Raw genomic sequence first — 14,287 nt, 5'->3', positions numbered from 1 at the left:
TGTTAATGGCATTTTTTCATCATCTCACCTGACAATATGTATTATTCTTGATTCCTTACTATAAAACAGTTCAGCTAAAATCCTTTACAACACAGGAATATTATTTACCTTTTTCCAGAATGTACTCCTTAATTTCCTTTATGAACTGGATCATTGCAAATAAAAAGACCACAAGTCTTGACTTATTAAAAGTCTACTTGTGGTTTTTAATCCCCTCTTTTTAGAACGATTGCTATTTAATAGGTGCACTTTTATTGGCAGGAGTATCCATCACATTCTCCATATAGTTTTTACCCCATTCATACATGGAATCGAGTATTGGCATTAAGCTTTTTCCTTGTTCGGTCAATGAATATTCCACTTTTGGCGGAACAACAGGATAGACTTTTCGTTCAACAATGAGGTCTTCTTCTAGCTCGCGTAATTGGTTAACAAGCATTCGTTGGGTAATGCCCGGCATAAGAGCCTTCAGCTCACCAAATCGCTTCGTTCCCTCTTTTCCTAAATGCCACAAAATCAGCATTTTCCATTTACCGCCAATAACATATAGCGTTAATTCTTTTTCACAGTTAAACATTTTTTCCTGGATACGTGACATTTGTTTTACCTCCACTTATATATAGAATAACACATAGTATACTTTTTAACACTATGTAACAATAAAGTGCGTACTTTCACACTTTTAATATACACATTATACTAACACTGTACCATTGTTAACAAGAGCATTGGTTACAGTTGCCAGGAGAAACGAAAGTGAGCAATGAGCATAATTACTACTGTGCAACAAACTTAAAAAATTCTGAGGAGTGAAACATAGATGGAATTACAATTAGCATTAGATTTAGTCAACATTCCAGAAGCAATCGAATTGGTAAAAGAAGTAGAGGAGCATATTGATATCGTAGAAATCGGAACACCGGTTGTAATCAACGAAGGTCTCCATGCTGTAAAGGCAGTAAAAGAAGCATTCCCTAACTTAAAAGTATTAGCAGACCTGAAAATTATGGATGCTGCTGGATATGAAGTGATGAAAGCTTCCGAAGCAGGTGCTGATATCATCACTATTCTTGGAACGGCTGAAGATATGTCGATTAAAGGTGCTGTAGAAGAAGCGAAAAAACAGGGTAAAAAAGTCCTTGTCGATATGATTGCGGTAAAAGACCTTGCTGGACGTGCTAAAGAAGTGGACACTATGGGCGTGGATTATATTTGTGTTCACACGGGCTACGATCTTCAAGCAGTCGGAAAAAATTCTTTTGAAGATCTACAAACCATCAAAAGTGTGGTTAAAAATGCTAAAACGGCCATCGCAGGCGGCATTAAATTAGAAACACTTCCAGAAGTCATTAAAGTAAATCCAGACCTTGTCATTGTAGGCGGCGGGATTACTGGACAAGCTGATAAAAAAGCTGCTGCTGCCAAAATGCAACAAATGATCAAAGAACAAATGGTTACAGCAGGTTAATCCTAAGATGCAGACGACTCAATATTTAGCAGAAATCTTAAAAGAGCTTAATCATTCAGCTGACTTAATCGCAGATGAAGAAGCTGAAAAACTCGTCAACGGGATACTTGAATCGAAAAAGGTTTTTGTCGCCGGTGCAGGCAGATCAGGATTCATGGCCAAATCCTTCGCCATGCGGATGATGCATATGGGAATTGATTCTTATGTAATCGGTGAAACTGTAGCTCCCAACTTTGAAAAAGAGGATATCTTAATCATCGGATCCGGATCCGGGGAAACAAAAAGCTTAGTCTCCATGGCTGAAAAAGCAAAAAGCATTGGTGGTAAAATTGCAACTGTCACGATATTTCCTGAATCCACTATTGGACAGTTAGCCGATATCACCATTAAATTGCCTGGATCCCCGAAAGACCAATCAGAGGGCGATTATAAAACCATCCAACCAATGGGCTCACTATTTGAGCAGACCCTTTTACTTTTTTATGATGCCGTCATCTTGAGATTCATGGAGAAAAAGGGATTAGATACCAATAAGATGTATGGCAGACATGCCAACCTTGAATAAAACATAGTTCTAAGAATGTAATAACCAAAAGACCGCAGACATACTAAAGAAACTTTGCGGTCTTTTGGTTAGTCTTTAAAACATTATTTTGTTATTAATAACAATTGTTCTAAAATTTTTTAAAAAGGAATGATAGCATGATTTCATTAAAAGGAAAAACTGCTTTAATTACTGGGGCAGGCAGAGGAATCGGGCGTGCTACTGCGATTGCTTTAGCAAAAGAAGGAGTTCATTTAGGATTGATTGGATTAACGATGTCAAATCTTGAAAAGGTAACCGCGGAACTAGAGCAATATGATGTGAACGTTTCAGCAGCAACAGCAGATGTAGCCGATCTTGAAGCAGTTCATCAAGCTGTCGAACACATCAAATCAGACCTAGGTTCTATTGATATTTTAATCAACAATGCAGGTATAGCTAAATTTGGCGGTTTTCTTGATTTAACTCCTGAAGAATGGGAAAACATCATCCGAGTAAACTTGATGGGTGTATATAATGTAACAAGAGCCGTTTTACCTGATATGATTGAAAGAAAATCAGGAGATATTGTGAATATCTCCTCAACTGCGGGCCAAAAAGGAGCACCTGTTACAAGTGCTTACAGTGCTTCTAAATTTGCAGTTTTAGGACTAACGGAATCACTCATGCTAGAGGTAAGAAAGCATAATATCCGTGTAACGGCTTTAACACCAAGTACAGTTGCAACTGATTTGGCCATTGAAACCAATCTTATTAGTGGAAATCCTGAAAATGTTATGCAATCAGAGGATTTAGCAGAGCTGCTCGTAGCCGGGTTAAAGCTTCATCCAAGAGTCCTAGTAAAGACTTCAGGATTATGGTCAACTAATCCTTAATTTGAGAAGCGATCGACCCTTCTTGTCTATATTGGTTAAGAAGTGGGAACCTAGTTGTAAAGTGTACCCTTTGTAAAGGACATTTTAAAAAAAGTGATTAGGCAGCCTAAAGAAGATGATCTCTGTATTGTGGAGTGACCCCAATCAAATAGACAGAAATAAAAAAGACCAATTAAGCAACCTGAGTTCTATATTGATATGGACTCAGGTTGTTTAATTTTTTCTGGAAGCCATGATGGTTATAGAATCGAATATACATACTTACAGCACCTCTAACTTCTAGAGGTACCGAAAGAGTTCTTTTAGAAAGACTCCGATTTTAAATGACTTATGAAATTCTCCATACAAGCGTTATCCCAGCAGTTTCCCTTTCTTGACATACTGGATTGCATTTTATATTTTTTCAAATAGGTTATTGTATTAGTGGGAGGTGTAGTAGAGTTCCTTAAACATTCCGTTTTTTTTTCTATTGTTATCTATTACAAGTTTTAAGTCGTTTCTCCAGCTGACTTGATAAGAAATGATTTCATTGTTATAGAGGTCTTTTATGGCGGATAGAAAAAGTCTCTGTCTATTAAAAATCAAACATGTAATGTCAGTTACCCATTTCTCATTAATGGTCTGAGTAGTGAAGTCTTGTTTTAACAAATTATCCAATTGAATAACCTTTTCTTTAGATGGATGGGACGGTATTTTTTCTTAGTAATAGAACGAATTCTCGACTTGCTCATTAAGCGTTGAACACGCTTTAGACTTAGGGAAAACCATTTGGTTAATAAGCTTTCATGAATCTTTGGAGCCCCGTATCGTCCCTTGCTTTCCAGGTAAATGAGATCAATTTCCTTCGTGAGTTCTTGGTTTTCCTGTTCGCGATTTGATACGACTATTTGGAGGGACTGATAATGGCTGCTTCTTGGGATTTCTAGCATTTCACACATCTTATGAATCTTAAAAAAGACTATGGCCATATTCGGAAAAAGTAACCGAAACAGATCTTACCGAGTTTATTGAGGAACACAAGAAACAATATCCCGTTGGCGGCTAGTTCCTTTGGAGTCATGGACTAAACCGATTGGAGTAAATTCTTTAATCCATTTATAATTGTCTTCTGAATCGCCATACTCGCCGCATAATTCTTTGACCGAATTACCCGAGTGATAAAGATCTACAATAGTCTTCTTGAATTCATTATTATATTTTTCACCTGTATTCTTACGTTCCAAGACTGACACAATCAAAATCATTGTAAGGACTTAACTAAAATGTGTCCATGAAACTATACTAACTCCAACTATTAACTTAATCTGTTATTTTTGATCACAAAAAAACTTGCAAATTCAGACCCTAAAATGGCCCAATTTCTACAAGCTGAACATCCTCCATTATCCTTCCAATTATTTAGTATAAACCGGTATAGCCAATATTATCTTATGAGCACGTTTGATCATGTTACCCTGGGCTGGATCAGCTGCCCAAGCTCCAGTTTATGGACAATTTTTGTGTTTTTTGATTTGCATCAAATTTATATAGAAGGTGCTTAGGATTTTACTTATTTACAGATAAATCAAACAATAAAACAAGGGGAAAACTAAGGGAAAAGCCATATCGCTGATAACAAAGAACTTCTTAGTAAATTTGAACAATTAAGAACCTAAAAATAATATACTAGGCGGTATAACAATGAACGATTCCAAGGAAATGATTTTGAACTAAATTGTAAGTGAGGGAAAAAGAGGAGCGCCTCAATGGGACGATTTTAGATCCTTTTGAGTCGCTCCCTTTTTTGACGTCACTCTATTCTGTGATGCCGGTGTCCACAATACGTACCTTCATATCAAATTCAACTGGAACGGTTGGGTAGTGGCCTTCCCATGCTTTTTTATCAAAGTTCCGAAAATGGCTCCGGACTTTTTCGCCGATTCCGAGCGGATCAATCTTTAGCTCCTGAAATTTTCTCATCATTTTTTCCGCCCTTTTCGTCGTCTCTTTGCTCCATTCCTGCTCCACTTCTTTCATGGTGATCCCTTTCTTCAACACTCTGGAAGAATCTTTAACCTCTCCTATCACCGAGACATGAACCGACACCCGCGGGTTGTCTTGGCTGCCGGACACTTTATATTTCACTTTGGACCGAATATTTTCAGTAGCAATGTACTTTTTATTTTTGAAGCTTATTTCATATGTGCCTGTCTTAGTCTTTTCGTAAAAGAGTTTAAATGCATAACTGTCCTTATTGGAAAGCTCTCCTACGTAGAGATCATCCTTAAAAAGAGCGAGACCCTTATATTGAATATGATCGTCTTTTTTCCCGATAATAGGTAGAAAAGGATCTTGTTCGAACCCGTCATATTGATTCAGGAAAGCATGAACAGTTGGCTGAGGAATAATATCCTTCAGATTTCTCTCCATGAAATCGGAAAGATATTCAGCAGATGTCGGCGCATTAGGATACTCAAAAGTTAACAGCTCCTCTACACTGCCGTCGACGACCGCCATGTAAACATCTCTGCCAATATTTGTAGAGCGTCCAAGCGGATCAATAAGCTCGGATACTCCGTGTTTTGCCAGCTCTTTACTAATCAAAAAATTTTGCAAACGTCCCGTGGCGAGCTTTCTTTGGGCCTCCATCTGCTGCTTTTGTAAGATGTCTAGAATGGTATGTCCGACCGCCGTAAAGAAGGCATTGAGTGGCTTAACATCCATCCCCGCAGGATAAAAAGGAGCGGCGGCTGTTCCCTTCATCCGGTCCCCATCCACATAGTCATAACCAATGGCGGAAACGTGCTGGATATCTTCAAGTATCTTTGTTTCAAGGGAATAATTGAACAGCAAGATGAGCGTAAAAATGCTCCAAAAGAGGTACCTTTTCATGACGTTCGCCTCATTTTACTTTTAATCATTTGATAAAAGAAGAGAAATGGAATGTAGGCATAAATGACGTAAAAACTCACGAAGGTTAAAATTGTATTTAGCTGCTCGATCTGCTCACGGTTTTTCAGGAGAACAGCCACCACAGCTGTTATGATGAGTACTACAATAAGGCTATGTTTTTGCTTCACTGTAAACAGCTGCTTCAGTCCTCTTGTGCCGGCCCAAATAAGCAAACAAACACTATTAAGAACGTTAAACAGCCAAAGGGAAAGCCCCATATACTCAAACCTTTCAAGAAAAGGAAAATCAGCAATTTTCCAAAAAGTTAATGTCGGCCAAATCGACTCAAGTAATTGAGCCTTAGTAAAGTACATAAGGGAAACAACCATTATTACTAAATAACTAAAAGTACTGAACGCCGCTCCATAATGTACCCACTTTTGCGATCGTGGAGCATTTTTTATAAAAGGATAAAAGAAAAAAAGTGTTTCAAATCCCGTTAAACTATACGTCATCTTTTTAGAGGCGGATAAGAACTCAACTGCGGTATGATCCAAAATAGGCAAAAGATGAGAAAACTTCACGTGCCGTAAAGGGAACTCTAACATTATAAAAAATATAGGAGTCGTTAAGATGAAACTGAGGATGCAAATCCCAACAACGACTCTAAAGCCTCCGATTACATATACATAAACGAGCGAAGAGAGAATCAGGGCCATATACCACGTTTCCAATTGCGGAAAGATCCAGACTTGAATCAATTCGATATAATTACGGAACACAGAGACGGCCAAAGTCAGCAAATAAACAATCAAAGCCAAACTGAGGAGCCCTCCAAGCCCTTTCCCAAATAGTTCCTTGTGGATAACAGTAATATCATTCGATCCTTTATTTAATATTTGATAAATCATCCACAAGACAATGTGAATCGAGAGACCGGCGATAATAACAGCAATCCAGGCATCATTGCCCACGGCTTGAACAATATACCGTTGAAAGCTGAAAACGCTCAAGCCAAATTGCGCCGCGACGATAAGATAAAAAACAAAGAAAGGAGAGACTTTCCGGCTCTCCGGCGGTAAAGGCAGCATACAGCACCTCCATATGCAAATTAGTCGTCAATATCCCATTCTTTTTTTTGCGGAGCCTCCTGCTGAAATCTCACACGGTCTTTTGCTCTTATTTGGAGGGGACGTAGTGCTTGCTTACTGAACGGCAGTCGAATAATAGAGTCTTTGAAATCCTCCACGCGCAAAGGATAGATCGGCTCAAGAAAAGGACGACCGAGAGAAGTCAGCTTTAATAAATGAGACATAAGAAAAGCAAAGCAGACGGCGACTCCAACAAGGCCTAGCAGCTGGGCAAGCAGGATAAATGGAAAGCGAATCAAGCGGATCGCGTTGCTGAGCTGGTAAATTGGCGTAGTGAAAGAAGCAAGCGCGCCTGTGGCCACGACAATAAGAAGTACATTACTTGTCAAACCTGCTTGAACAGCTGCTGTTCCGAGCACAATTCCGCCTACAATCCCAATCGTTTGGCCAATCTTTGTCGGCAGCCGAGCGCCTGCCTCCCGCAAAAGCTCAATCGCCAATTCAAGAAGAATAGCTTCCAAAAAGGGTGGAAACGGAATACTGCCCCTTGATGTAATCAGCAAGCTCAGGACATCCCGGGGGATCATTTCATAATGATAAGTTAAAACGGCTACATAAGTAGATGAGGCTAAAACAGAGAAAATAACCGAAAAGAGCCGGAGAAGCCGGAAAGCGGATGCGACATTCCAAATGGAAAGATAGTCTTCAAATGCCGCGAAATATGTAACTAATGATACGGGACCTGATATCGCTGTGGGCGATCCGTCCGAAAAGATGGCAACTTTCCCTTCAGCTAGTACTGCGGCAAGCCGATCAGGCCTCTCTGTGTCAAGTAACTGTGGGAATGGCGAGTTTTTATTATCGGTGATCATTTGGCTGAGAAACGAACTGTCGGCAACTTCATCGTATTCAATCCCTTGAATCCGCTGGATGACCGTATTCACGTTTTCCGGGTCAGCGATTCCATTCACGTAGACGACCGCGACCCGGGTTTTTGATAACTTTCCGACCATCAGTTCTTTTACCTGCAGCTCGAGAATCGGCAGGCGTTTACGCACAAGATTTAAATTTGTATCGAGTGATTCAACAAAAGCTTCCTTCGGCCCAACCACTGAGTATTCCGTTTCCGGACTAGCTACTTGCCGCTTTTCGACGGCTAGTGCCGGAACTGGCAGGCAGACAGGCTGCCCTTCTTTCTTGTAAAAAATCAAATTTCCGGTCATTAATTTATCTTGAATATCCGGTATATTGTCCGTAATTGAAAGATCCTCGATTGATAGCTTTTCTTTTATTTCTCCTAAAGTATAAAGCTCACCTTCTTTAACTGCAGGGAGAATATCGTGGTGAATAATCTCTTGTTTAACTAAAGTTTTAAAATAGGCAATGAAAAAGGGAGAGTTTTCATGAAGCCTGAAAGTAAGAAAGTCTGATGACTCTCCGCACGCTGTTAAAAGCTTGGCAAGCTCGCTTTTTTGAAAAGCTGAATCTGTTTTCCGCATTGGAAATTTAACCTCCCTTTGATATTACTCTAGGGAAAAGTAATTCAATAATTTTAATATGGGTATAGCAAACAAAACTTATACACTTCTCAATGTTGAATAACAATAAGGGCGAGTTGCCTAGGTAAACTACACATGAAAGGAAGATATGTATTTTAATCTTAGTAGCATTTGATGGCTCAACGACTTCGTCCCATGCTGCCCTTCATCATGCAGCTAAATCAGCCAAAAAGGTTGGACCTAAATGGAAATATCAAAATTAATACCTTTTCCAATCCATGGGGCTGTTTAAAAGCCCCCTTTTTTCTTTAATAATTTTCAAAAAGGCCCATTAAACTAAGCATTCCTTATTTGTATTAGAAAACTATCAAAAAAACGGGGAAGCGGGATTACGTTTTTCACATAAATATAACCCAGTGTTATTCAATAATCTGCCCCTTCATGCAAAAAAGGACGCTAATCCTTATTCCGAATATGCGCCCTATTACGCTCATTTCGTCCAAAATTCCTAGAATTGAGCGTTTTATTTGCAACAAAAAAAGCCCTCACAATGAAGGCCTCGAAAAAACTACTCTTATGTAAATCTCCCGGAAATTGTTCATCGAGCAGATCTTATTGGACGAGCTTTATAAATTTATTTCGCTGTTCTTCAATCACTACGAGCATTTCCTCCCCCATCTTACATTATTATCGTAGGTTATCAACTTCCCTTTCTTAATTAAATAGACTGTATCACTGGTCTCAAACCCTCCCCAGTTTTCCAGAAGGTTTTATGCCTTTATATCCCCCAAAGCGTTTCTTTTATCCTTAGATCGGTCAAACATACTGAGATATATTGCTACTAAACTAATAAGAATTATTACTGCTCCCGAGATAATTAAGGATGCATCTAATAATAAAATAAACCCTAATCCTGCTACAGAAGTAATAGTGGAAAGTATTGTCCATGTTGAAAATGTTTCCTTCATGCTTAACCCAAAATATTCTTTAATCATCCAAAATCCTGCATCATTAACATGCGAGCAAATAGAGCTGCCTGCTCCAGTTGCAAGAGTTACTAAGGCTAAGTTTGCATCGTATTGAGCCAACATTGGAATAACTAATCCTGCAGTGGACATAGCTGCAACTGTGGCTGATCCTAAAGATATCCGTAAAATCGCAGCAACTAACCAAGCAAGTATGATAGGTGACATCGAAGTTCCTGTAAATAATTCTGCTACATAATCCCCAACACCACCATCAATTAGTACTTGCTTGAAAGCACCCCCACCTCCAATAATTAATAGCATCATACCAATTGCAGCAATTGATGACGTACAAGAATCCATCACTTCTTTTATTGGAGTATTTCTTGCTATTCCCATTGTATAGAATGCAAGCAATAAAGATATTAACATTGCAGACGAAGGGTTTCCTATAAGACGAACAATTTCTAATAATGTATTCCCTTCAAATCCAATTGATTTTTGAATCATATCAACAATTGTAGATATAGCCATTAATAAAACGGGGAACATTGCAGTCAATACACTTATACCGAAAGCTGGTGTTTCTTCAAGCTGGAATGTTTTTTGTTCTCCTAAAGAAGCTATATTACCTGTTTTGTTGAATGCATCAGGTACAACTTTTTTAGCCAGCTTAGTATATAGAGGGCCTGCTATAATGACGGTTGGTATTGCGACAATAATACCGTAAAGTAAAACTAATCCAATATCTGCACCATATTCACCAGCTATTACTGTTGGCCCTGGATGTGGGGGTAAGAAACTATGAGTTGCTAATAAGGCTGCAGCCATAGGAATACCTAGGTGCAAAATAGAAACTCTTAATTCTTTCGCAATTGAAAATACAATTGGAATTAATAAAACTAACCCTACTTCGAAAAATAGTGCTATGCCCACAATAAACGAAGCAACTACAACAGCCCACTGAATTCTTTTTTCTCCAAATTTATTAATTAAGGTCATTGCAATACGCTGGGCCCCCCCTGCATCAGCAATTAACCTACCAAGCATTGCACCAAGTCCAAATATTAAAGCTATATGACCAAGTGTACCTCCTAATCCACCTTCAATTGATGCAACAACATTTTCAAGTGGCATTCCTAGTGCTAAAGATACAATAAAAGATACAATAATTAATGAAACAAATGTATTTAATTTGAATCCAGTAATCAAAATTAGCAACAGGATAATCCCAATCGCTACGATAAGTAATGGCATAATAAACCTCCAAAAAAATAATTAAAATATTTCTATTTGCTCAACTCACAAAAATACCGAACCTATATTTTAATTAGTAAGTAACTCTAGGATGCTTATGCTATTTTGTTTACTAGTCATAAAGTGTAGATATTTGAAAAAACGAAATATAGTAATCGCTTTCATTTGAAGCAATTACAAAATTTAGCGTGCACTACTATTTAATAAAATGGGAGAATAAACGATTAAGTTTAAAAAGTAAGGTCATAAATGTGCTTTAAAGTTGTACAATTATAGATTAATTTTGAACTAGTGTTTTTTCTTCACCTAATGCTTTTACTCCCGCATTTAGAACTTCAATAATTCGATCTGTATCATAGATATTTCCGCGCCAGGTTCCTCCACTTACTGATTGAAGCGCAGCCCATAAACGAGTATCATCTGGAAGACCAGGATCCGGTTTGAGGTCTGGATGAAGGTCACGTTCATTCAAGACTTTAGTTGCCTTTTCTAAAGAAAGTCTTTCATTCTCAGTTCCAACAAAATTAACGGAACCCACTAACTGATTGCGATCAACAATGATTTCAATAACGTCTCCATCACGCAATTTCCCAATTGCTCCCCCAGCCAATGCCTCAGGTCCAATATGTCCAATGCATGCGCCAGTAGAAACACCCGAAAAACGCGCATCTGTAATCAGGGAGACATGTTTGCCAAAAGACAAATGTTTTAAAGCCGATGTTAGTTGATATGTTTCCTCCATCCCGGTTCCTGAAGGACCACCGCCCATAACAACCATTATATCTCCTGCTTCAATGCCCCCTGTTTTAATAGCTTTTATAGCTGTCTTTTCTGAAGTGAAGACTTTAGCTTTTCCTGTATGTCGATACACTCCGTCTTCTCCTACTACAGATGAATCAATGGAGGTTGATTTTATTACTGATCCTTCAGGAGCAATATTTCCTTTCGGGAATGTAACAGTAGAAGTTAGACCTTTTTCTTTTGCTTTGACTGGATCCATGATAATATCATCAGGATTAATTCCATCGATTTCCAACAATTGCTTTTTCATCATTGTACGTCTTTCTGATTTTTCCCACCAATCGAGGTTTGCACCAAGGGTTTCTCCGGTAACGGTTAGTACATCTTCATGCAAGACACCTAATTTTCTTAGATGAAGCATAACCTCTGGAACCCCACCTGCTAGGAATACCTTAACGGTTGTGTGACCAACAGGACCATTTGGTAGTACATCGACTAAGCGAGGAACTTTCTTATTGATTCTAGTCCAATCTTCAACAGTGGGTATCTTACAATTAGCTGCATGAGCAATTGCTGGGATATGAAGTAATAAATTTGTTGAACCTCCGAAAGCTGCGTGAATCACCATAGCATTTTCTATCGCTTTATCCGTAATAATATCTTTGGTATATATCTTTTTCTTCTCCAACTCTAAAGCTGCACGTGCTGATTGCCTAGCCATCTCCATCCATATTGGCTGACCTGAAGGTGCTAGTGCCGAATGAGGTAAGGCCATTCCAATGGCTTCAGCAACTACTTGGGAGGTGCCAGCTGTACCAAGAAATTGACATCCTCCTCCCGGTGTAGCACAAGCACGACATCCGAGATCAGCAGCTTCTTGTAAAGTAATTTCGTTGTTTGCGTATCTTGCCCCTATTGTTTGAATCTTTCCTGCGTCTTCTCCATTTGTAGGTGGAAGAGTAACACCTCCAGGGACAATGATAGTTGGCAAGTTGTGCATTGACGCTAGAGCTACCATCATTGCTGGAAGACCCTTATCACACGTAGCTACCCCAATAATTGCACGACGCGTAGGCAATGATCGAATTAATCTTCGATAAACTATAGCTGCATCGTTTCGAAAAGGAAGGGAATCAAACATACCGGTAGTTCCTTGAGAACGACCATCACATGGATCACTTACGAATCCTGCAAAAGGAACCCCTCCTTGTCTACTAATCTCTTCAGCTGACGCCTTCATTAATAAACCTATTTCCCAATGGCCAGTATGATAGCCTAATGCAATGGGAGTACCATCATGATTCCTAATTCCACCTTGAGTACCGAGGATTAGAACTTGTTTTCCAAGGAGGTTTGAAGGTGCCCATCCCATTCCAACATTTTGGGATAATCCAAAAAGGTCACCACTTGGTGAATCTAGCAACATTTCTGATGTAAGTGGGAGTGAACCATCTGCCCCTTTTGAATGAGTTTGAACTTTGTAAAAAGATACATCCTCTTCGCCAAATATCGATTGCAATGACATATGTATTCCTCCGTTAATAAGATTTTTTTATTTCAAAAAAAGAAATATAATTATGTTGCTCACATAATTAACTGCTAATTTTTGACCTGAATTTATAGCAATTACTATCATGCTTGCTTATTGCTATTTCAATTTTTATCATCTGAAATATTGAATATTTTTAGGACTGTTTATCTTTGAATACTCACTATAAAAATCCCTCCTATAGTTTTATATTATAAAACTGAGTTTATCTATATTGAACTTTGGTTGCCATTTAAAATAATCATATTTTTTCTGAAAAGTCAATCAACTTTCCAAAGCCAATTTTAGAGTAGGATTTCATGTTATATACAAGAAACCTCTATATTTTACTTATATCTACGTAAGGAATCTAAACAGAGGGTATAATTCTAAAAAAATACTAGTTTTTGTACAAGATATTAACTCCTATAAATCTTACGTAGATAATTGTATGACTTAATAACTTCGCTTTGTAGAATGAGAATGATAAATAAATTCTTTATAATTTATCTTTGGACAAAAGATATCCATGTATTTATATGTTTCTTGACATTTTAAAAAAACTAGTATTATATTTGAATTGTAAGAATGTTTGTAATAGTAAAAACGGATTTTATAATTTAAAACAAGTAGGTGAAATTCATGCCTGTTATTCAATCAGTAGATCGTGCTATTCGTATTCTTGATTTGTTTGACGAACATACAGCAGAATTGAAAATAACAGATATAAGTAATCAGTTAGGACTTCACAAAAGCACTGTTCATTCTTTATTGAAAACGCTTTTAATTCATGGCTATATCAGTCAAAATCCTGAGAATGGGAAATATGGATTGGGAATGAAGCTCTTTGAAAGAGGAAACTATGTCATTCAGTCTTTAGACGTTAGAGAGTTATCAAAAAAATTCTTAATGGATTTATCGGTAAAAACCGGACAGACTGCCCACTTGGTTATACTAGACGGCAAAGAGGGAGTTTATATTGATAAAGTTGAAGGTCCTATGGCTGTTATTCTTTATTCAAAAATAGGGAAACGAATCCCACTTCACTGCTCCGCTGTTGGTAAAGCTTTAATAGCTTTTAAAGATCAAGAAGAAATTAAAAAAATTCTAAATGGATATGTCTATTTTAAACAAACTGAATCTACCATTTCAGGTGAATCTGAATTTTTGCGTGAGCTTCAACAAGTTCAATCTCAAGGGTACGCAGTTGATAATCAGGAAAACGAGCCAGGTGTTCGATGTATTGCAGCACCCATTCGAAATCATGAGAACAAAGTTGTTGCCGCTATTAGCCTTTCTACACTTATAGCTCGTATAGATGAGGCTCAGCTAGACATTTTTATTGAACAACTGAAACAGGCAGCTTTCCAATTATCAGAACAAATGGGAAATGGGATACCAATTTCATAGAGATGGTTCCCTTCTCTTTTGTCTATATATAAAAACTC

12 protein-coding genes and 1 pseudogene are annotated in these 14,287 nt (G+C 38.1%); 4 read left to right on the top strand and 9 right to left on the bottom strand.

Translation table 11 applies throughout. The features are described from left to right. Positions 1–232: 232 nt before the first annotated feature. Complete coding sequence (locus JNUCC41_RS18605) at positions 233–598, bottom strand: winged helix-turn-helix transcriptional regulator (protein ID WP_098186912.1); 366 nt, start codon at positions 596–598, stop codon at positions 233–235. Between the two features lie 222 nt (positions 599–820). Between JNUCC41_RS18605 and hxlA the strand changes: the two genes are divergently transcribed. The 3 genes from hxlA to JNUCC41_RS18590 all read left to right on the top strand — a co-directional run bounded on the left by hxlA (position 821) and on the right by JNUCC41_RS18590 (position 2,887). Beyond that, on the top strand, positions 821–1,468 hold the full coding sequence (hxlA, locus tag JNUCC41_RS18600) for a 3-hexulose-6-phosphate synthase (protein WP_192204278.1): 648 nt from the start codon (positions 821–823) through the stop codon (positions 1,466–1,468). A gap of 7 nt (positions 1,469–1,475) precedes the next feature. Continuing rightward, positions 1,476–2,033: a 6-phospho-3-hexuloisomerase gene (gene hxlB, locus JNUCC41_RS18595; protein ID WP_192204277.1), complete on the top strand. Its 558-nt coding sequence runs from the start codon at positions 1,476–1,478 to the stop codon at positions 2,031–2,033. 137 nt (positions 2,034–2,170) lie between these two features. Further along, entirely contained in the window at positions 2,171–2,887 is a 717-nt protein-coding gene (locus JNUCC41_RS18590; RefSeq protein ID WP_063593819.1) for a 3-ketoacyl-ACP reductase, read from the top strand. A 172-nt stretch (positions 2,888–3,059) separates the two neighbouring features. Here the strand turns inward: JNUCC41_RS18590 and JNUCC41_RS27355 are convergent. From JNUCC41_RS27355 to JNUCC41_RS18550, 8 genes and pseudogenes are all read right to left on the bottom strand, one after another. Continuing rightward, positions 3,060–3,152, bottom strand: a pseudogene (locus JNUCC41_RS27355) (IS3 family transposase); the annotation flags it as partial. Between the two features lie 376 nt (positions 3,153–3,528). Further along, the gene (locus JNUCC41_RS27350; protein WP_192204276.1) at positions 3,529–3,816 is read right to left on the bottom strand and encodes an IS3 family transposase; all 288 of its coding nucleotides are present in this window, start codon (positions 3,814–3,816) and stop codon (positions 3,529–3,531) included. A gap of 75 nt (positions 3,817–3,891) precedes the next feature. After that, the gene (locus JNUCC41_RS18575) at positions 3,892–4,119 is read right to left on the bottom strand and encodes a helix-turn-helix domain-containing protein (RefSeq protein WP_192204275.1); all 228 of its coding nucleotides are present in this window, start codon (positions 4,117–4,119) and stop codon (positions 3,892–3,894) included. Between the two features lie 562 nt (positions 4,120–4,681). Continuing rightward, the gene (locus tag JNUCC41_RS18570; RefSeq protein ID WP_192204274.1) at positions 4,682–5,758 is read right to left on the bottom strand and encodes a Ger(x)C family spore germination protein; all 1,077 of its coding nucleotides are present in this window, start codon (positions 5,756–5,758) and stop codon (positions 4,682–4,684) included. Continuing rightward, a complete protein-coding gene (locus JNUCC41_RS18565; RefSeq protein WP_192204273.1) occupies positions 5,755–6,849 on the bottom strand; it encodes a GerAB/ArcD/ProY family transporter in 1,095 nt (364 codons plus the stop codon). Before JNUCC41_RS18565 ends, JNUCC41_RS18570 begins: the two co-directional genes overlap by 4 nt. Before the next feature lie 20 nt (positions 6,850–6,869). Beyond that, positions 6,870–8,348, bottom strand: coding sequence for a spore germination protein (locus tag JNUCC41_RS18560; protein WP_192204272.1), 1,479 nt, complete (start codon positions 8,346–8,348; stop codon positions 6,870–6,872). Between the two features lie 770 nt (positions 8,349–9,118). Then, on the bottom strand, positions 9,119–10,570 hold the full coding sequence (locus tag JNUCC41_RS18555) for a GntP family permease (RefSeq protein ID WP_192204271.1): 1,452 nt from the start codon (positions 10,568–10,570) through the stop codon (positions 9,119–9,121). A 277-nt stretch (positions 10,571–10,847) separates the two neighbouring features. After that, positions 10,848–12,836 (bottom strand): YjhG/YagF family D-xylonate dehydratase, encoded by a 1,989-nt coding sequence (locus JNUCC41_RS18550; protein WP_192204270.1) that lies wholly within the window; start codon positions 12,834–12,836, stop codon positions 10,848–10,850. A gap of 645 nt (positions 12,837–13,481) precedes the next feature. Between JNUCC41_RS18550 and JNUCC41_RS18545 the strand changes: the two genes are divergently transcribed. Further along, complete coding sequence (locus tag JNUCC41_RS18545; RefSeq protein ID WP_192204269.1) at positions 13,482–14,249, top strand: IclR family transcriptional regulator; 768 nt, start codon at positions 13,482–13,484, stop codon at positions 14,247–14,249. The last annotated feature ends 38 nt before the right edge of the window (positions 14,250–14,287 follow it).

This window comes from Brevibacillus sp. JNUCC-41 (assembly GCF_014844095.1).
Classification (GTDB): domain Bacteria; phylum Bacillota; class Bacilli; order Bacillales; family DSM-1321; genus Peribacillus; species Peribacillus aracenensis.
The sequence above is the reverse complement of the archived record's forward strand: the minus strand, read 5'-3'. Positions and strand labels throughout refer to the sequence as shown.